22 protein-coding genes are annotated in these 17,781 nt (G+C 67.3%); 9 read left to right on the top strand and 13 right to left on the bottom strand.

All coding sequences use genetic code 11. From position 1 onward, the window contains the following. Positions 1 to 4 precede the first annotated feature (4 nt). The 4 genes from pabB to AB0O44_RS03960 all read right to left on the bottom strand — a co-directional run bounded on the left by pabB (position 5) and on the right by AB0O44_RS03960 (position 3,807). Positions 5 to 2,044 (bottom strand): aminodeoxychorismate synthase component I, encoded by a 2,040-nt coding sequence (pabB, locus tag AB0O44_RS03975; protein WP_364134479.1) that lies wholly within the window; start codon positions 2,042 to 2,044, stop codon positions 5 to 7. After that, entirely contained in the window at positions 2,041 to 2,622 is a 582-nt protein-coding gene (locus tag AB0O44_RS03970; RefSeq protein ID WP_364134476.1) for a low molecular weight protein-tyrosine-phosphatase, read from the bottom strand. The genes pabB and AB0O44_RS03970 overlap by 4 nt, the downstream gene beginning before the upstream one ends. A gap of 94 nt (positions 2,623 to 2,716) precedes the next feature. After that, a complete protein-coding gene (locus AB0O44_RS03965; protein ID WP_364134473.1) occupies positions 2,717 to 3,013 on the bottom strand; it encodes a LysM peptidoglycan-binding domain-containing protein in 297 nt (98 codons plus the stop codon). 263 nt (positions 3,014 to 3,276) lie between these two features. Next, positions 3,277 to 3,807 (bottom strand): GNAT family N-acetyltransferase, encoded by a 531-nt coding sequence (locus tag AB0O44_RS03960; RefSeq protein WP_364134470.1) that lies wholly within the window; start codon positions 3,805 to 3,807, stop codon positions 3,277 to 3,279. A 49-nt stretch (positions 3,808 to 3,856) separates the two neighbouring features. Between AB0O44_RS03960 and AB0O44_RS03955 the strand changes: the two genes are divergently transcribed. Further along, positions 3,857 to 4,261 (top strand): VOC family protein, encoded by a 405-nt coding sequence (locus AB0O44_RS03955; protein WP_364134467.1) that lies wholly within the window; start codon positions 3,857 to 3,859, stop codon positions 4,259 to 4,261. Between the two features lie 12 nt (positions 4,262 to 4,273). Here AB0O44_RS03955 and AB0O44_RS03950 read toward each other — a convergent pair whose 3' ends face one another. Continuing rightward, the gene (locus AB0O44_RS03950) at positions 4,274 to 4,561 is read right to left on the bottom strand and encodes a hypothetical protein (protein ID WP_364134464.1); all 288 of its coding nucleotides are present in this window, start codon (positions 4,559 to 4,561) and stop codon (positions 4,274 to 4,276) included. A gap of 615 nt (positions 4,562 to 5,176) precedes the next feature. Between AB0O44_RS03950 and AB0O44_RS03945 the strand changes: the two genes are divergently transcribed. Further along, positions 5,177 to 5,611, top strand: coding sequence for an NUDIX domain-containing protein (locus AB0O44_RS03945; RefSeq protein WP_364134461.1), 435 nt, complete (start codon positions 5,177 to 5,179; stop codon positions 5,609 to 5,611). An 11-nt stretch (positions 5,612 to 5,622) separates the two neighbouring features. Here the strand turns inward: AB0O44_RS03945 and AB0O44_RS03940 are convergent, their stop codons facing one another. Both AB0O44_RS03940 and AB0O44_RS03935 read right to left on the bottom strand, forming a co-directional pair. Then, the gene (locus AB0O44_RS03940; RefSeq protein WP_364134458.1) at positions 5,623 to 6,282 is read right to left on the bottom strand and encodes a Type 1 glutamine amidotransferase-like domain-containing protein; all 660 of its coding nucleotides are present in this window, start codon (positions 6,280 to 6,282) and stop codon (positions 5,623 to 5,625) included. A gap of 117 nt (positions 6,283 to 6,399) precedes the next feature. Further along, on the bottom strand, positions 6,400 to 6,957 hold the full coding sequence (locus AB0O44_RS03935; protein WP_364134455.1) for a hypothetical protein: 558 nt from the start codon (positions 6,955 to 6,957) through the stop codon (positions 6,400 to 6,402). Positions 6,958 to 7,054: 97 nt separating this feature from the next. Here AB0O44_RS03935 and AB0O44_RS03930 point away from each other — a divergent pair, with 97 nt between their 5' ends. Next, on the top strand, positions 7,055 to 7,510 hold the full coding sequence (locus AB0O44_RS03930) for an SRPBCC family protein (RefSeq protein WP_364134452.1): 456 nt from the start codon (positions 7,055 to 7,057) through the stop codon (positions 7,508 to 7,510). A 9-nt stretch (positions 7,511 to 7,519) separates the two neighbouring features. On the opposite strand, the gene AB0O44_RS03925 is transcribed toward AB0O44_RS03930, so the two are convergent. Continuing rightward, positions 7,520 to 7,990: a MarR family winged helix-turn-helix transcriptional regulator gene (locus tag AB0O44_RS03925; protein ID WP_364134449.1), complete on the bottom strand. Its 471-nt coding sequence runs from the start codon at positions 7,988 to 7,990 to the stop codon at positions 7,520 to 7,522. A gap of 121 nt (positions 7,991 to 8,111) precedes the next feature. Here AB0O44_RS03925 and AB0O44_RS03920 point away from each other — a divergent pair, with 121 nt between their 5' ends. The 5 genes from AB0O44_RS03920 to AB0O44_RS03900 are packed head-to-tail and all read left to right on the top strand — an operon-like array spanning position 8,112 to position 13,278. Then, the gene (locus tag AB0O44_RS03920) at positions 8,112 to 9,047 is read left to right on the top strand and encodes an SDR family NAD(P)-dependent oxidoreductase (RefSeq protein ID WP_364134446.1); all 936 of its coding nucleotides are present in this window, start codon (positions 8,112 to 8,114) and stop codon (positions 9,045 to 9,047) included. A gap of 1 nt (position 9,048) precedes the next feature. Next, positions 9,049 to 9,942 carry an amidohydrolase family protein gene (locus tag AB0O44_RS03915; protein ID WP_364134443.1) on the top strand — a complete coding sequence of 298 codons (894 nt, stop codon included), beginning with the start codon at positions 9,049 to 9,051 and terminating at the stop codon, positions 9,940 to 9,942. Position 9,943: 1 nt separating this feature from the next. Beyond that, a complete protein-coding gene (locus AB0O44_RS03910) occupies positions 9,944 to 11,152 on the top strand; it encodes an acyl-CoA dehydrogenase family protein (protein ID WP_364134440.1) in 1,209 nt (402 codons plus the stop codon). Between the two features lie 26 nt (positions 11,153 to 11,178). After that, positions 11,179 to 11,634 (top strand): MaoC family dehydratase, encoded by a 456-nt coding sequence (locus AB0O44_RS03905; protein ID WP_364134437.1) that lies wholly within the window; start codon positions 11,179 to 11,181, stop codon positions 11,632 to 11,634. Between the two features lie 36 nt (positions 11,635 to 11,670). Then, positions 11,671 to 13,278: a long-chain fatty acid--CoA ligase gene (locus AB0O44_RS03900; protein ID WP_364134434.1), complete on the top strand. Its 1,608-nt coding sequence runs from the start codon at positions 11,671 to 11,673 to the stop codon at positions 13,276 to 13,278. 8 nt (positions 13,279 to 13,286) lie between these two features. Here AB0O44_RS03900 and AB0O44_RS03895 read toward each other — a convergent pair whose 3' ends face one another. The 4 genes from AB0O44_RS03895 to AB0O44_RS03880 form a co-directional block, all read right to left on the bottom strand. After that, positions 13,287 to 13,910, bottom strand: coding sequence for a LysE family transporter (locus tag AB0O44_RS03895; protein ID WP_364134431.1), 624 nt, complete (start codon positions 13,908 to 13,910; stop codon positions 13,287 to 13,289). 50 nt (positions 13,911 to 13,960) lie between these two features. Beyond that, the gene (locus AB0O44_RS03890; RefSeq protein WP_364134428.1) at positions 13,961 to 14,509 is read right to left on the bottom strand and encodes a dihydrofolate reductase family protein; all 549 of its coding nucleotides are present in this window, start codon (positions 14,507 to 14,509) and stop codon (positions 13,961 to 13,963) included. 146 nt (positions 14,510 to 14,655) lie between these two features. Beyond that, positions 14,656 to 15,180 (bottom strand): hypothetical protein, encoded by a 525-nt coding sequence (locus tag AB0O44_RS03885; RefSeq protein WP_364134425.1) that lies wholly within the window; start codon positions 15,178 to 15,180, stop codon positions 14,656 to 14,658. Positions 15,181 to 15,382: 202 nt separating this feature from the next. After that, entirely contained in the window at positions 15,383 to 15,532 is a 150-nt protein-coding gene (locus AB0O44_RS03880) for a hypothetical protein (RefSeq protein WP_364134422.1), read from the bottom strand. 1,027 nt (positions 15,533 to 16,559) lie between these two features. On the opposite strand from AB0O44_RS03880, the gene AB0O44_RS03875 reads away from it, so the two are divergent. After that, positions 16,560 to 17,084 carry a DUF2199 domain-containing protein gene (locus AB0O44_RS03875; RefSeq protein WP_364134419.1) on the top strand — a complete coding sequence of 175 codons (525 nt, stop codon included), beginning with the start codon at positions 16,560 to 16,562 and terminating at the stop codon, positions 17,082 to 17,084. 57 nt (positions 17,085 to 17,141) lie between these two features. Here the strand turns inward: AB0O44_RS03875 and AB0O44_RS03870 are convergent, their stop codons facing one another. Next, a complete protein-coding gene (locus AB0O44_RS03870; RefSeq protein ID WP_364134416.1) occupies positions 17,142 to 17,510 on the bottom strand; it encodes a DUF2750 domain-containing protein in 369 nt (122 codons plus the stop codon). Between the last annotated feature and the right edge of the window lie 271 nt (positions 17,511 to 17,781).

The raw sequence follows: 17,781 nt of genomic DNA, 5'->3' as shown, positions 1-17,781 counted from the left end.
GCTTTCAGCCGGGCGGGAACACCGAACCGAGGGCCGAGAGCACGCCGAAGGCCTTGGTGCGGACCTCCTCGTATTCCTCGGAGGGGTCCGAGTCGGCGGTGATCGCGCCGCCGACGCCGAGGCTCAGGGTGGTGCCCGCCGCGCCGTCGTCGTGCATCACCAGGGTGCGGATGGCGACGGCGAGGTCCGTGCCGCCGTCGAGCGAGAAGTAGCCGACGGCGCCGGAGTAGACGCCGCGCGGGGCCGACTCAAGGTGGTCCAGGATGGCCATGGTGCTGACCTTAGGTGCGCCCGTCATGGAGCCTGCCGGGAAGCACGCCGCCACCGCCTCGGCCCGGGACGCGCCGGGCCGGAGCCGGGCATCGATGGTGCTCACCATCTGGTGCACGGTGGCGTAGCTCTCCACAGCGCAGAGCCGGCTGACGGAGACGGATCCGGGGACGGCGAAGTGGCTGAGGTCGTTGCGCAGCAGGTCCACGATCATGATGTTCTCGGCCCGGTCCTTTGGCGCGGCGGCCAGCTCGTCCCGCAGCGCCCGGTCCGCTGCCGGGTCCGCTGACCGGCGGCGTGTGCCCTTGATCGGTTCCGCCCGCATGGCGCCGTCGGCGGTGATCCGCAGGAACCTCTCCGGGGAGGTGCTGGCGACCGTGACGTTGTCCAGGCGCAGGAAGCTGGCGAACGGGGCGGGATTCCGGCGCCGCAGCGCCTGGTAGGTCTCCCAGGGGTCGACGCCGCCGGCCGGAACCTCCGCGGTGAGGGCGGTGGTGAGGCAGACCTCGTAGCTGTTGCCCTCGGCGATCTGGTGCCCCGCCGCGGCGATCTTGGCCTGGTAGCCGGCCGCGGTGTCCCGGGCGGCGAACACCAGTGCTGCGGCGTCACCCCCGTTGTCCGCGCTTTCTAGCACGGGCGTGCGGTCACCGGTTGATGCCGTGCTCACGGCCGCGCGGGCCCCAGCCAGCCAGGCGGCGGCGTCGGGGTCCTCCAGGGCCAGAAGCCAGACGGCACCCTCCGCGTGATCGAGGACCACGGCCCGGCCGGCGAAAATCAATGCGGCGTCCGGGGTGTCGGCGGCCACGTCACTGCCGCCGGTTTCGCGTTTGAGTTCGTAGCCGAGGTAGCCCAGCCAGCCCAGGGTGAAGCCGCACCCGTAGTCGTCGGGGGAGCGGAGGGGCCGGGCCTCCCACGCGGCGTCGAGCCAGCGGAAGAAGCCGCCTTCGATGGTGGCCGCGGCGCCGCCAGCGCGGATGCTGGTGCGGCCGGAGCGGTGCAGGACCGACTGGCCGTGGCGGCCGCCGTCGTCGGCCAGGATGCTGAAGCGGCCCCGGCCCGCCGGGTCGCTGGTGAGGGAGGAATCGAGCCAGACGGCCCGCTGCGAGCCGCCGTAGAGAGCGTCGAAGAGGCGTGCGGGATCCGGTGCTGCGTCGATCCGCTCGGCGTGCAGGGGCACCGCGTGGCGGGCCTGCCGTTCCGGGTGCAGCAGCGTGGCCAGCGCGGGAAGGTGCAGGAGCGCCTGCAGCACCTGGCCGGGGGCGTCGCCGTCGGCGTGGTTGAGGACCCTGACGTCGGCCCGGGCAGGGACATCGTCGCCGGCCAGCCAGGCCTCTTCCTGCTCTGCCCACTGCTCCCAGTAGGGAGCATACGTGTCGCCGTCGCGCTCCAAGGCGCGGTCCTTGCGGGCGCCGTCGGGGGCGTCGGTCCAGATCACGGCGTCGAGGTATGGCGCGGCCTCAGCGGCTGCCGCACCGACACCCTCGACCAGGACGACGTCGGCCGGGCGGGTGAGGCGTGCCTCGCCGTCGTAGTGCCGCTCCCAGTCCCAGCTGGTCCAGTGCGCGGTGGCGCCGCGCCGGAGCGGGGCCAAGACGGTGGCGGCGTAGCGGTCGATCCCGGCGGCAAGTCCGTTCCAGCCCGGGTAGATGTCCTCAAGGTGGAAGAGCGAGACCGTGCGGTGCTCCCGCAGCCGGGCCGCGAGTTCAATGGCGAGGGTGGTTTTGCCTGCCCCGGAGCGTCCGTCGATGGCGATGATGACGGGTGCGGGGCTCATGAAATAGAGCGTACCCGCTGCTCCGTGTCGGCTTCTTCCGGGTCCGGGAGGGGCCGGAGGTCGGCGGCGGAGTGGGCCAGCGCGGCCCGTACGTGGTCGAGGAGGCCGGGCAGGGATGCGTGGATCAGGTCCCAGGTGATGTCGAAGTCGGTGTGGCCGCCGTACCAGGGGTCTTCGATGCCCTGGTCCAGAGGGTCCCTGCCGGCGACGGCGGGATCGAAGCTGCGGAGCATGCGGATTTTGGCCAGGGAAGCGGCGTCGGGGGCCGCCTGCCGAAGCCAGCCGTAGTGGTCAACGTCCATGGCAAGGATGAGATCCCGGGACTGGAACCAGTCGTTGCGCCATTCGCGCGCGATGTGGCCCGTCGAGGGAATCTGGTGGGCGGCGAGCTTACGGGCGGCCCGCGGGTCGATGGGGCGTCCCACCTCGTAGGCGGTGATGCCGGCAGAGTCGACGTCCACGCCGGTCAGCTGCGCCGCGGCCAGGGCCTCGGCCAGCATCAGCTCGGCCATGGGCGACCGGCAAATATTGCCGGTGCACACCGTGATAATCCGGTACTGGCTCCGCGTTGAGGTCATGACTAAGCATGAGGGATGCGCGGGCCCGTTGACCAGCAAAGGACGCTGTGTGACCGGTCACGCAGACAGAAGTGACGCCGGCCCGCCGGCCGTGTCAGCGGCGGCTGCTGGGAATGGTGATGGATTCGCCGGGCTCGACCGAAAGCACCCCATCCATGCCGCGGATGGAGGCGTTGGCCGCCCGAATGGCGTACTGGGGGACGCCGAACCGGCTGGTGAGCCCCAGGAAGGAGTCCTCCGGTTTGACGGTGTAGGTTCCGGAGCCGTCGGCCTGCTCGTCAAAAGTCCCGTTGGCGCCCCGCTGCGGCAGGTTCCTGCCCCGGAGATCCAGGACGGTGCCGGCGGCGAGGGTCGCGGTGGGGTTGAAGGACCGGAGATATGAGGTCGGCATCCCGAAGGCCTGCGCGATGCCGTCCCACGTATCTCCCTCCGCGCTCGTGTAGCTGGTGGGCAGATGGAACCTGTTGGTTTGGGTGGTGCCGCGCAGGGCGGAGGCCGTCGTCGACGCTTGGGCAGTCGCCGACGCCGTTGTCGGCGCTGTTGCCGTTGGCCTGTCCGGCGCGGGCGCATAGTCGCAGCCGGTGAGCGCGAACAGGGTTGCGCACGCCGCAGTGATCACACCGAGGGACGCCCGGGCGGCCACGGAGGCACATGTCATTTGCTGCCGGCCGGAGACGGGATCGGGTATTTGAAACCGCGGTGGGATCCCACAAAGCCCAGCCGCTCGTAAAACCGGTGGGCATCCTTGCGGGCCTCGTCCGAGGTGAGCTGCACCAGGGACGCGCCAAATGCCGGCGCAGCGGTGTCGGTGACCCAGCGCATCATGGCCGTTCCGATTCCTCCCGAACGGGTGTCGCTGCGGACGCGGACGGCTTCCACCAGGAGCCGGGTGGAACCGCGCCGGGCCATGCCGGGGATCCTGGTGAGCTGCATCGTGCCCATCAGCTCACCGCCGTCGTCCGTCACGACGAGCAGCTCGTTGCCGGCGTCGGCGGTGATCTCCAGCAGCGCGGAGCGGTAGGCCTCGGTATCCGAGGCATCGGCCTGGTCGCCTCTTGACGCACTGATCGGGTCGTCGGCGAGGAGCCGCATCAGGGCGGCGAGGTCATTCTCGGTGGCCCTGCGCAGCGTCAGCTCCCGGGCGGGGGTGTGCAGGGTCGCGGGCAGGGTGAGGGACGGGATCACACTGGCAGTCTGCCACGTCACCGCCGTCCTGCTGTGGGAGACTCGCACCGTGAAGACTCCTGCCGCCGGGTCCCTGCACCACATCGAACTGTGGGTTCCCCACATCGGCCGGGCCCGGGAAGAGTGGGGCTGGATTCTCGGTCGGCGGGGATACGACCCCTTCCAGAACTGGGATCTGGGGAGCAGCTGGCGGCTCGGCGGAACCTACATCGTGGCCGAAGAGTCCCCGGCCCTGAGCGGCCGTCTGCACGAGCGAACCTCTCCCGGCCTGAACCACCTGGCTTTCCACGCCGGACCCCGGGAGCAGGTGGACACCCTCATCAGGGAGGGGGCCGGCCACGGCTGGCAGCAGCTTTTCGCCGACAGGTACCCGTACGCCGGCGGCCCCGACCACTACGCCGGGTATCTGGTGAATTCGGACGGCTTCGAAGTCGAACTCGTGGCGGCCGGGTAGGCGCGGGTCCGGTCAGGCTAGCTTTCGTCGCCACCACCGACCTCCGGATAGCCTCCAGAGCCGTCGGTGTGCGCGGGCACGCGCCAGAAGCCGCCTCAACCGTCCCCGGAAGTACCAGACCAGAGCGATCCCCAGGACGGCGAACGGGAGCAGTTCGGGAGCCACGGCGAAGGTGCCGAAGAGGATGTCGAAGGCTTCGAATCCAATGGCCGAGCCGGCAGCGAGCCAGACCCAGCCGCCGAACGAGAGGGTCCGCAGTGCCACGCGGCGGTAGAGGCGGCGGCCCAGGCGATACTGCAAGGCGAGGCGGCGGATGGTTCGGGAATTGAGCGGGCGGTGCATCGCAGGCACCGGGCGTACGGGGATGTGCGGGGACACGGCAATAAACTCCAGGCGGTGGTGGCGAATGACTCGGTGACGATGTCGCCCAGTGAGCCGGTAAGGAGCAGCCGGTCGAATTGGCTCTGCCCGCGAAGGGTCAGACTGTGGACTGCGGTTACTGAATGCTCAGGGGCGGTTTGCGTAACCGCCAGGAGCGCGCGGACCCGGGCCGCCGGCGGGCGGCGGCCACGCGGCTGAGAGGGGTGGCCGCCTGAGCGGCCTGTCGGTAACACCGACGACGGCGCCGCCACTGACGACAACGCGGCGGTTGAGAAGTGCCTCAAAGGTGTGGGCCATGAGGATGGCCGTGGCAATGACCAGCGCCAAAAGCGCTACGGCCGCGATAGGAGGCAGTCCGGAAGCGAAGGTCGCGCGGACCGCGACATCCAGCTGTACAAAGCGTTCCAGCAAGTCCAAACCCGCCACAGCACCTCCCCCAATCGCCCCCACGCTAACACCGGCCGCACAGCCGGACAACGAACGCCGGGTGTAGCCAACGCGTTCCAGCATGCAGCGGCTCCTAGGATGGCGACCATGCACTCGATCCGAAACCTGGCTGTGGGACTGCCGGTCCGCAACGGATGTGTTCTCGTTTCGGATGGATCCGACTCCTCAACAGGAGAGGTTTTCCACCGAGCAATCGGGGGAGGAATCGAGTTTGGCGAAACCGCCGAAGAAGCCCTTCGCCGTGAATTCGTCGAGGAACTTGGGGTGAGTTTGGCGGCAGTGCACATGCTCGGCGTCCTGGAAAATATCTTCACCTTCGAGGGGATGATCGGTCACGAGATTGTCCATGTCTTCGCGGTTGACTCGGACTGTCTGGATGGCCTGCCGCTGGACGCAGAGCTGCGGGTACTGGATGAAGGCAGCCCCGTGGGCTGGAGGCGCATCAGGGCACTTGACCGTCCGCTGTACCCGGCGGGAGCGATGCCAATTCTCCTGGACTGGCTTGCGGGGGTCCGGGACTAGCGGCCACAGCGTTAGCCGAACCTCCTCCAGGTTCCCTCGGAAATCACGTCGACGGAGCCGTCGACCACTGCGATGGCAGTCTGCTCGTCGATGGCGTAGGCCGGGGTGCCCAGCTCCTCCGCCCACCGTTCGGCGTCGGCCATGGTGTTGGTCGGGAAGGCGAACAGGTGCGGGAAGATCGCGAAGTCCACCACTCCAAGGGTGCGGTCGTCCGGCGCCGATGGCCAGTGGACGAAGTCCTTCCCGATCCGCGGAGCCATGACCATACTCCCGGCGCTTACCCCGACCCAGACCGTTTCGGTGAGCGACGGCAGGATTTTGCCCAGACCGGACTCGCGGATCCAGTGGGCCAGGTAGCTTGCGTCACCGCCGTCGACCAGGAGCACGTCGGCATCCCGGACCCACGGGACCCATCGTTCCTGCCCAATACTCGGCAGCGCGGTGAGTTCAAGGACGCCGACCGATGCCCAGCCCAGGCCGGACATGTGCGGCGAGCCGGCCCCCGCGGACACGAAACGCTGCGCCGACGCCGGTCCGCACGCGGGGTGCCCCCACTGTGCCGTGGGGATGGCCAGGGCGTGGCACTCCTCTATGGGCTTGTCCAGGAGGTCAAGCAGCGCGGAGCGGATGCTCGGATTCGTGACGCCGCCTGATGTCAGCAAGAGCTTCAAGAGCTACCTCCGGTAGTAATGGGTCGAATCATGCGGGAATCGTCGGGCCGTTCACTGCCGGCGGCAGCCTGCGAGGCGAGGGGAAGACTGTTCGTGCGGGTTCGCCCACGTTCACGCTCACCGAACCCCGACGTGGTCCAGCGCCCTCAGCAGATCGCCGGGATCGGCAACGTCGTAAAAGGCGACGGCCTGGCCCATTCCCAGACCCATGAAGTCGAGACCGGTGTTCTGATACACGCCGACACCCCCCATCAAACCCTGCTGGCCGAACACCACATTCGCATGGCGGCCGTCGCGTGATCGGTCGATCTTGGTGGGCACATTGCCCAGCGGGGAATCCACGACGGTCCGGTCACCGACGCAGACAATCGCCCTGCGGTCAGTAAGTCCATAGGCTGTGATCCGCTTCCGGCGCCCTTTCACGATGAACCGGCCGAAGATGAAATAAAGGCCCAGCAGGACGAACGGCACACCCCAGATCACGAAGAATGGCTGAGAGGCTGTGCGGATGGCCGTGACTTCCCAAAAGACCGCGAATCCTGCCCACAGAATGCTGAAGGGAATGAGGAATGCATCGACACCGGTGAAACGAACCTTCGGATCAGGTTGGCCGGCCCACAACAGCTGCTCGCCTTGGCGGAGAAGGGGAAGGATGCGGCTTCGCGGATCGTCCATGCGGGCAGTCTTACATAGGGACGGCCCGGGTGAAATAGCGGGAGCGGGATATCGAATGCGGATCAGGGCGGGGTCAAAACCCTGCAATACTCTGACGATGGCCGTCACTTTCGAATGCAGGACGCGGACCACCATGCCCCCGGCGGAAATGTTTGATCGTGCGCGCAACATCGACGTCCACATGGATTCCCTGGCGCACTCCCGGGAAGAAGCCATCGGCGGGGTGACCTCGGGCCTCATTTCCCTCGGCGAGGAAGTGACCTGGCGGGCCCACCATTTCGGCATTCCGCTGCACATGACCAGCCGGATTACTGAGATGTACGCGCCCGACTCCTTCGTCGACGAGCAGGTGAGGGGTCCGTTCCGGCGCTTCCGGCACGTTCATGAATTCAGGGCGGACGGGGCAGGAACCCTCATGCTGGACCGCATCGAGTTCTCGGCGCCGTTCGGCCCCCTCGGGCGTCTGGTCGAGAAAGCGCTGCTCGCCCGCTACCTCAAACAGCTGATCGAGACGCGCAACCGGCATCTTGCCGGTGGCACGCTCATCGAATAGTCCGGCTCCCTAACCCCACAGCGCCTTCCGGAGCAGGGCCTTCAACTGACCGGCCTCCTCGGCGCTGAGCCGGGCCAGGGCGTCGGCCTCGGCCCGCCGGGCCGCCGCCGTTGCCTGCCGGAAGACGGCATCGCCGTCGTCGGTGGTGGTGACGGTCTTGGCCCGCCGGTCCTGTTTCCCGGGGGCGCGCATCACCAGCCCCCGGCCCTCCAGTTCATCGATCAGGGCCACGATCTGGCTGGGATCCAGGCTGAGGAACTCCGCCATCTCGCGCTGGGTCGGCTCCAGCCCGGAGGCGGCAAGGGCCAGCACGGAGAAGGAGCGCTCCTTCAACCCGAACCCGGCCAGCGCCCGGTTGTTCAGGACCGAGCCGGCGGCATGGAGCTTTGCCAGCAGGAATCCGGCATCGCCGGCTATGGGCGCGGCCGTGAGCTTCGGCGCCCGGTCCGTGCCCGGTGCGTCCGCGGCTTCGATCGTCATTCCGGCTCCAATGGTCGACAAAATGAATCATTGACTTTCTCAATTATCCATACTTTCATGGATCCAGAACAACGTCCCACGCCGCCGTGCAGGACGCGCGGCAGCTAGCAAAGGAGCGGCAATGAGCCTCGCAGGAAAAGTAGCGATCGTCACCGGCAGCGGTCGGGGGCTGGGCCTGGCCTACGCCCGGGAACTGGCCCGGCAGGGCGCCGCCGTCGTCGTCAACGACGTTGACGAGGCGGTTGCAGCCGACGCCGTCCGCACCATCGAGGCCGACGGCGGCCGCGCCACCGCCGTCGTCGCCCCCGTGGGCAGCTCCGAGGTAGCCAGGCGGCTGGTCCAGACGGCGGTCGACACGTTCGGCCGGCTGGACATCCTGGTCACCAACGCCGGCATCCTGCGGGACAAGAGCCTGCTGAAAATGACGGACGAGAACTTCGACGCCGTCATCAACGTCCACCTCAAGGGCACCTTCACCTGCGCCCGGGAGGCGTTCGGCTACTTCAAGGAAAACCAGATTCCGGGCCGCATCATCACCATCGGTTCGCCCACCGGCCAGCGTGGCAACTTCGGCCAGACCAACTACGCCGCCGCCAAAGCCGGGATCGTGGGCATGGTCCGCACCTGGGCGCTGGAGATGAAGAAGGCCGGAGTCACCGCCAACGCCGTCATCCCCGTGGCCGCCACCGCCATGACCAAGACCGTCCCGTACTTCCAAAAGGCCGTCGAAGCGGACGAGCGCGGCGAGGCCATGCCGGCCTTCTTCCGTCACGAGCTGGGCTTCGGCACCGCCGACGACGTCGCCGGGCTGGTCGCGTTCCTGGCCTCCGACGCCGCCGCCGGGATCACCGGCCAGGCCATCGGCGCCGGCGGCGACCGGCTCCAGCTCTGGACCCACCCGGAAGCCGCCGCCACCGAATACCGCGAGGGCGGCTGGGGCTACCAGGCCCTCGTGGAGAACTTCGACTCACTCTTCGGCGACAAGCTGCAGAGCGTGGGCGAGGAGTTCCTGCCGCTGCCGGAGGAGCTGCAGCCCGAACCGGCCCAGGCCCGCTGAGATGGCCTCGACCCGGTACGAACCCGCCATCGACGCTGCCGCGCTCGACGCGATCGACATGCACGTCCACCTCGAGGTGGACAGCTGCGGCCACAATTCCTTGCCCGAAACCCTCACCGAGGCCTCCGCCAAGTACTTCAAGGCCGAAGACCGGACGCCGTCGCTGGACCGGATCGCCGAGATCTACCGCGAACTGAACATGGCCGCCGTCGTCTTCACCGTGGACGCCCGCACCCAGCTCAAGCACGAACCCAACAGCATTCCCGAGCTGATCGCCGGCGCCGCACGCAACAATGACGTGCTGATTCCGTTCGGCAGCGTCGACCCGCGCACCGGCCCGGACGCCATCACCGGCGCCCGCCACCAGGCGGAGGAGCTCGGCGCCCGCGGCTTCAAGTTCCACCCCAGCCTGCAGGGCTTCGACCCCTCGAACGAGCAGTTCTATCCGCTCTGGGAGAGGCTGCAGGAGCTGGGGCTCCCGGCGATTTTCCACACCGGGCAGAACGGCATGGGCGCTGGGCTGCCGGGCGGCTACGGCATCAAGCTCGCCTACTCCAACCCGCTGCTGCTCGACGCCGTGGCCGCGGACTTCCCGGAACTGCAGATCATCATGGCCCACCCGTCCGTGCCCTGGCAGGACGAGGCGAACTCGATCGCCACACACAAGGCCAACGTGTTCATCGACCTCTCCGGCTGGTCCCCGAAATACTTCCCGGAGTCGCTGGTGCGGATGTCGAACTCGGTGCTGCAGGACAAAGTCCTCTTCGGCACCGATTTCCCGCTGATCACCCCGCAGAAATGGCTCGGCGCCTTCGCCGAGCTGCCGCTCAAGGACGAGGTCCGTCCGAAGATCCTCAAGGCCAACGCCGTCCGCCTGCTCGGACTCGGTGGTTGAGATGGGCGCGGAAACCACGGAACGCCTCTACGGCGTCTGCGACTACTACGACGCCGAGGCGCTGCTCACCGACGCGGAGCGGCGGGTGCTGGGCCGGCTGCGGACCTTCCTCGACGAGCAGGCACACCCGCTGCTGGCCGACTACTGGGAGCGCGGCGAGTTCCCGGACCAGCTGACCGGCCCGCTGATCGACCTGGACCTGATGGAACCGGCCGAGCTGACCGGCCCGCCCGGACCCGGCCACACCCCGGCCCGCGGGATCTACCACGGCTTCCGGATCTTCGAGCTGGCGCGCACGGACGCCTCGCTGGCCACCTTCTACACCGCCCAGGCCGGCCTTTTCCGGACGGCCGTCACGGTGGGCGCTTCCCCGGAGCAGCGGGCCGAATGGCTGCCGAGGGTCCTCGATTTCTCGCTCAAGGGCGTCTTCTCCCTGACCGAACCGGAGCACGGCTCGGATATCGCCGGCGGCCTGGCCACCAGCGCCCGGCGCGACGGCGGGGACTGGATTCTCAACGGGGCCAAACGCTGGATCGGGGGAGCCCTGACCGCCGACGTCTTGGCCGTCTTCGCCCGCGACGAGGGCGACGGGCAGGTCAAGGGCTTCCTGGTGGACCGGCAGGCCGAAGGCGTGACCCTGGAGAAAATCCACGGCAAGGCGTCGCTGCGGATGATGCAGAACGCCCACATCACGTTGACGGATGTCCGAGTGCCCGAGGCGATGCGGCTGCACAACGTCGACTCGTTCCGCGACGTCGCCGCAATGCTGCGGATGATGCGCTCCGACGTCGCCTGGATCGCCACCGGCACCGCCGCCGGCGCCTTCGAGGCGGCCCTCCGCTACGTCACCGAGCGGCAGCAGTTCGGCCGGCCGCTGGGCTCGTTCCAGCTGGTCCAGGAAAAGCTCGCCCGGATGCTCGGCAACGTCACCTCCGCCCTCTCGCTGGTGGTCCGGCTGACCGAACAGCAGGACCGCGGCGTCTACCGGGACCAGGATTCGGCGCTGGCCAAGATGCAGACCTCCCTGCTGATGCGCCAGACCGTGGCGCTGGCACGGGAGGTGGTCGGCGGCAACGGCATCACGCTGGAGGCCGACGTCGCCCGCTTCCACGCCGACGCCGAAGCGATCTATTCCTACGAGGGCACGCACGACATTAACGCCCTCATCATCGGCCGCGCCCTCACCGGCCACAGCGCCTTCACCCACTAACCAGCCCGCAACCCCAGGAGCCCGCCATGCCCAACCTCGTCGTCGACTTCGACAAGCTGCTCACCCTCGCCGGAACCGACCTCGGCGTCACCGACTACCGCGAAATCACGCAGGAACAGATCAACAAGTTCGCCGACGCCACCGGCGATGATCAGTGGATCCACGTCGACGTCGAACGCGCCAAGGAAGGACCGTTTGGCGCCCCGATCGCGCACGGCTTCCTGACCCTGTCCCTGATCATCCCGTTCTGGGGCGAGCTGTTCGACGTCGAGGGCGTCACCACCAAGGTCAACTACGGTTTGGACAAGGTTCGTTTCACTTCCCCGGTGAAAGTGGGCTCGCGCATCCGGATGCAGGCCACCATCGCCGAGGTCACCGAGGTCAAGGGCGGCGCCCAGATCAAGGTGTCCAACACCATCGAGATCGAGGGCCAGGAGCGGCCCGCCGTCGTCGCCGAGTTCCTCGCCCGCTTCTACAAGTAAGCCGCCCACCGGCTCCCCCTCTCGAAAGGACCTGCCGTGGAGAACTTCGGCATCGGCTCATGGCTGCAACGGCGCAGTCCCAAGTCGGGCACCAAAACCGCCGTGATCGCCGGCGAGCGGAACGTGACGTACGCGCAGCTGGCCGAGCGGGCCGCGCGGCTGGCCGACGCCTTGGGCCGCCGCGGCGTCGTCAAAGGCCACCGCGTGGCCTACCTGGGCGAGAACGATCCAGCCTTCCTGGAGACGCTTTTCGCCGCCGGGCTGCTGGGTGCCGTGTTCGTCCCGCTGAACACCCGCCTGGCCCCACCGGAGATCCAGTTCCAGCTGCAGGACTGCGGCGCCGCCGTCTTGGTCCACGCGGCCAGCCTGGCCGGGCTCGCCGGGCGCGGCGCCGCCGGCACCGGCGTCCGGACCCGCCTGGTGGTCGACGACGGCGGCACGACCGGCGCGGCCGGCACCGAAGCGGTGTCCGGCGCCGAACCGGGCGGGGGCGTCGAAGGGGGCGCGGGCGCCGCCGTCGAGGACTACGAGCAGGCGCTCGCCGCCGGGTCTCCCCAGGCGCCGGACGTGCCCGTGACCCTCGACGACGGGGCCATGATCCTCTACACCTCCGGCACCACCGGCAGCCCCAAGGGGGCGCTGCTCACTCACGGCAACATCACCTGGAACTGCATCAACGTGCTGGTGGACTTCGACTTCTCCTCGACCGACGTGGCCCTGATGATCTCGCCGATGTTCCACGTGGCCTCGCTGGACATGGGCGTGCTGCCCACGCTGCTCAAGGGCGGCACCGTGGTCCTGGAGGCCCGCTTCGACCCGCGCCGGACGCTGGAACTGATCCAGCGGCACCGGGCCACCACCCTCAGCGGGGTTCCCACCACGTTCCAGATGCTCTGCGAGCACCCGGACTGGGAAGCCACGGCGCTGGGCTCGCTGAACAAGCTCACCTGCGGCGGCTCGGCCGTTCCCCTCCGGGTCCTGGACGCCTACGAACGGCGCGGATTGCATTTCTCCAACGGCTACGGCATGACCGAGACCGCCCCGGGCGCCACCACGCTGCCGGCGGCACGGTCCCGGGAAAAGGCCGGTTCCTCCGGACTGCCGCACTTCTTCACCGACGTCCGGGTGGCGGACCCGCTGGAGCCCGATGCCGGCCCGGCCGCGCCAGGAACGGTGGGGGAGATCCAGATCAAGGGCCCCAACGTCATCCGTGAATACTGGAACCGGCCCGAGGCCACGGCCGAGTCGTACACCCCGGACGGCTGGTTCAAGTCCGGCGACATGGGGTACACGGACGACGACGGCTTCGTCTTCATCTCCGACCGGCTCAAGGACATGATCATCTCCGGCGGGGAGAACATCTACCCGGCCGAGGTGGAACAGGTGATCGCCGAGCTCGACGCCGTCGGCAGCGTGGCGGTGATCGGTGTGGCCGACGAGAAGTGGGGCGAGGTTCCGCAGGCAGTGGTGTCGCTGCGGGACGGGGCGCGGCTGACCGAGGAGGAGCTGCGCGCGCACCTGGACGGGAAGCTGGCAAGGTACAAGATCCCGAAGTCCGTGGTGTTTGTGGACCAGATGCCCCTGACTGCCAGCGGCAAGATCCGCAAGGCCGAGCTGCGGAAGCTGACCCAGGGCGCGGTGTAGGGAGGCCCTTAGTGAATGAGGGCCAGCAGCACGCCGACGGCCATGAACAGGACGCCGAAGACGCGGTTGAGGATCCGTTGACCGTGTGCGTCGTGGGTGAACCGCTGGAAGGTCTTGGCGGCAGCGGCGAAGAAGAACCACATGACAAGGATGTCGATCACGATCACGGTCAGGGACAGCACCAGGTATTGCGGCACCAGCGGCTGGTCGGGTCGGATGAACTGCGGCATGAACGCCAGGAAGAAGACGATCGCCTTCGGGTTCAGCAGGTTCACCCAGAGCCCGCGGCGGAACATGGACAGCGCCGGCTCGTTGCGCAGGGCCGCGGCTTTCTCCTGGTCCAGGTCCGGCTTGTGCCGGAACTGCTGGATGCCCAGATACACCAGGTACGCGGCGCCCGCGTAGCGGATGATGTTGAACGCCAGCGGCGAGCTGGCCACCAGCACGCCGACGCCGAGGGCCACGATCAGGATGTGCACCACCAGGGCCGCCTGCTGGCCCAGGATGCCCCAGATGGCGCGCCGGAAACCGGAGTTGAGCGAGTTGCTCATGGTGTTGATGGCGCCCGCGCCGGGCGTGAAGCTGATCAGGACGCCGGCGCCGACCAGGGCCAGCCAGAGGGAGAATTGCACCCGCCAAGCTTACGGTTCGCCGTTGCCGGCGCCCGCATCCAGGCCGCTGTTCAGTCCCGGCGCCCGTAACTGAGGATCATGTTGCCCTTGCTGGTCTGCTCGGAGGACTGCAGTTCCAGCCGGCTGAGCGGGTCGCCGTCGTTGAAGAGCTTCCGGCCGCTGCCGGCCACCACCGGGTGGACGATCAGCATCAGGCTGTCCAGAAGCCCGGCGAAGAACAGCTGACGGACCAGGGAGATGCTGCTGAAGACGCCGATGTCGCCGCCGTCGCCCTGCTTGAGCTCCTTGACGAAGTCCTCCAGCGGGCCCTGGATCAGCTGCGAGTTTTGCCAGGCGAGGTCCCCGCTGAGGGTTCGCGACGCCACGTACTTGGGCAGTGGGTTGATGAAGGCGGCGAAATCGTCATCGGCATGGGCGTTGGGCCAGTACTCGGCCCACTGCTGGTAGCCAACCCGGCCCAGCAACCCGGCGTCGATTCGGCCCATCATCTCGCCCATGCCGGCCCCCAGTTCCGCGTCGAAGCTGTCGAACTGCCAGAGGAAGGGGTCCTCCACCACTCCGTCCACCGAGCTGAACAATCCGGCCGTTACCTTGCGCATCCGCTCTCCTCACATCGGGTCAATGCCTGCACCCTAGCGGCACATCCGCGTGGAGGGAATGGGTTCCGGGCGGCCGGGTAGCGTCCGGTAGCCTCCGGCTGCCGGACGGACGGGGTCCCGGGCCTGCGGCCGGGGACCCCGCCGCGTCAGCCGTTGGTGGCGGGAGCGCCGGCGTCGTTCTGACCCGTGCCGCCCTGGCCGCCGTCGCCGTCGCCGTCGCCGTCACCGGGGCCGCCGTGGCCACCCGGTCCACCCTGCCCCATGTCTTCGGTGCCGGTCACGGTGAAGTTGCCGTCCAGGAGCACCGTCGAGTGGGTGCCGTCGGCCTTCGTGATGTGGGCCTCGTAGGTGGCGCCGTCGGCGTCGGTCTCCATCCGGTCGATCGTCGCACCCGGCTGGGCTGCCTTGACCGCTGCCTCCACCTTGGTTGCGGTGTCGCCGGTGAGGACCTCCTCGGTCTTCCCATTCGCCTGGTGCGGTCCGCGCTGGCCGCCGTTCGATCCGGCAGCCCCGTAGCCGCCCGCCGATGAAGTGCCACTGGTGGAGGTGCTCGAGGTCGTCGATCCGGTGCTGTCCGCAGCCATTGCAGGAACCGCGGCGGCGCCGACCGCGCCGCCGCCGATCACCGCTGCCAGCATGATGGTCGCCGTGGTTTTGTTGATCTTTGCCATTTGTTGCTCCTTTTCTGGAGCCCGGGGTCCGGGCCAGCCGACCTTTGCGGCTGAACCCAGCCTCGCCCGCGCAGATAGGGCAGGACTTTGGCAACACTGTGGCGTTCCTGTGCAGGTGCGGCCGCTCAGGGGCTGGGGGTTCCCTGCGCGCCCTGCGCTCGCGCGGGCGCAGACACACTAAGCGGCAGTTCAGGGAGGGACCCTAGATGGAGGTCTCCGCTTCCTGGTTCCGCTCTGCGTAGTAGGACCTCAGCCCGTGCTTTACGCCCATACGGATGATCCAGTACAAGGCAAAGATGATCACCGCCACCGGCACGACAAATACGACCACGGACACGACGATTGAAAGCATTGTTTCCCCCAGCTAGTTGCTGCAATTCATGTCAGCCTCTCATGGAACTTCCTTGCGGCCGCTGACCACAGTAAGGAGCGAAGTCGCCTGGTGAGGAATCCGGCTTTAGTAATGAGGCGAACACTGCACTGAGGCAGAGGCAAGGAGGGCCGATACGGGCAACGAGTACAGCATGACCGAGGAAGCCGGCTGGCCCGCGAACCCTGCATCACTGAGTACGGGTGAGGTATCGACGTCGCTCCCGCGCAGGTTCAGGATCCAGCGGCTGGCACCGCGGGTCCGGAGTGCGTCGGCGAAGGCAAACATGTTCTGGGTGGAGCGTCGTGCCAGTCCTGAGTGGTGAGACGAGGGTGACGCCCTCGACCAGCGCGTCCAGTGCCCGGTCCAACTGAGGTGGCGACGCGTGACCCCGAGACGCCGTGGTCGACTAAAGGGTCATCCCGACGGGCGTCGGATGCCAGACGGTCTGCCTGTTGCCGGTCACTTGACTGCGGCCGCGCCGAAAAGCGCAGTAGCCGATCAGTCTCGCCTTACCTGACTACAAGGTGTCTCATAACTAACAATGGATACGCCGATTCGCCCAGACAGTTATGTGACGTAGTTATGAGAATCGCGGGCGCCGGGAAGTTTCCTGAGAATCAGCGGAATTAGGGGCATCGCCGTTTCGGGACTGGTCGGCACCGGCGAGACGTCTCGTATCCCATGGGTTTGGAGACGGTTGAGTGTGTAGCGTATAGGGCACCTTCACCGGGCAATTTTGCGGGCGGGGTATACGGGACACCCTGAGCAGGGACCCCGTAACGCCGCAGATCAGAGGTGGGTTGTCGCAGTAGGGGACCGTCTTACGGGACAGTTAGCGGGCGGCCCCCTTATGGGACAGCGACGGCCGTACCGACTGGTGCGCGAACCCCCAAGATGGACACGAGCCCCGTGGACGATCCTCCAGCGAAGCCGAGGAAGGGGGCTCCTTCGCAGGTAGGCTTCGGGAAGCTAAAAGTGTTCACGAAATCTCGGGGGGGCGGAATCAATGGGTAGCCGGGGCGGGAACGAATGGCGCTGCGGGACGTGCGGAGAGCCGCACCGAGGGCTCGCTACGGTTTTCGGAGCCCAAGCTCCGGACGTTTGGCTGCAGGCCAGCGCAACTGAACGGAAAGCCGGCGAATTGAGCGGCGACGTATGCGTGCTTGAAGTCGGAGGAGAACGGCATTATTTCCTTAGGGGACACATTGAGATCCCTCTCATTGATTCCCCCGGTGAGGCCTTCAGCTGGTCTGCTTGGGTCTCCCTCAGCCAGGAAAGCATCCAAAAGATTGCTGACCATTGGGATGATCCTGCACGAGCTTCCATGCCCCCGGTGTTTGGCTGGCTATGCAATGAGTTGCCCTACGAGACGCCCACGACCTCAATCGCGACGCACGTGCACAATAGGGCGCCAGGAATGGTTCCCTACATTGAGCTCGACCCGTCCATCGACCACCCTCTAGTTAGAGAACAAGCGTCCGGAATCTCGCTGCATCGGCTGGCCGAAATCAACAAAACTGTAATGGGCTAGGCCTGATGCAAGCACGGTCCGGGGGCGTCCATTCAGGGATCCTTTACCGGGCCGATCTCATTGTTCTGGTGGGGCGCCTCCACCGGCCTCGAGCCGGGCACGGATTTCAAGCGGCTGAATATCATACCCCGTTGCGCGAACGCCCGACCAGTTGAGACCCACGAGAATGCCATCTCGGTCGAGTCCGTCAATCCACCGCGTGCGCCAGACAGCAACAGGGATTTCCTCTACTTCGAACGCGCTGTACGCCGGAATGCTGCTGATCACTTTCTCGGCTCTGCTTCGGAGCGACCAGAACGGCATGCTACGTTCGCCATCTCCATTGCGGGGTGCAGGGAAACCGCCGGAATCGCGAATTCCCCAGACTCGCTGATGCAGGATGACCTCTTGGTAGAAACGGCTCGCCTGGGCTGCGCTGATACTCACACGCACAGCTTAAGTGACCGCCCTCAATCGGCTCTGAAAGGGATTCCCAGCACACACGTCCCATTGAGGGATCCCCTTACGGACACCTGAACCGGTCGCCATATCGGGATTCTTGTGTCGCATAACCTAAGTGCCTCAAAACCCTAGGGTTATGAGACGGGTGGCTGGTGTTAATCGCCAGAGACCTGGCCACGACTAGTAGTTTGTCGATCATGCGATAGCCGTCGTTCGGCCACGGACTCGGTGCCTGGCGGTGAGCCTGCCTGGAGTC

This window comes from Arthrobacter sp. NPDC080082, from assembly GCF_040686595.1.
Lineage (GTDB): Bacteria > Actinomycetota > Actinomycetes > Actinomycetales > Micrococcaceae > Arthrobacter.
The sequence above is the reverse complement of the archived record's forward strand: the minus strand, read 5'-3'. Positions and strand labels throughout refer to the sequence as shown.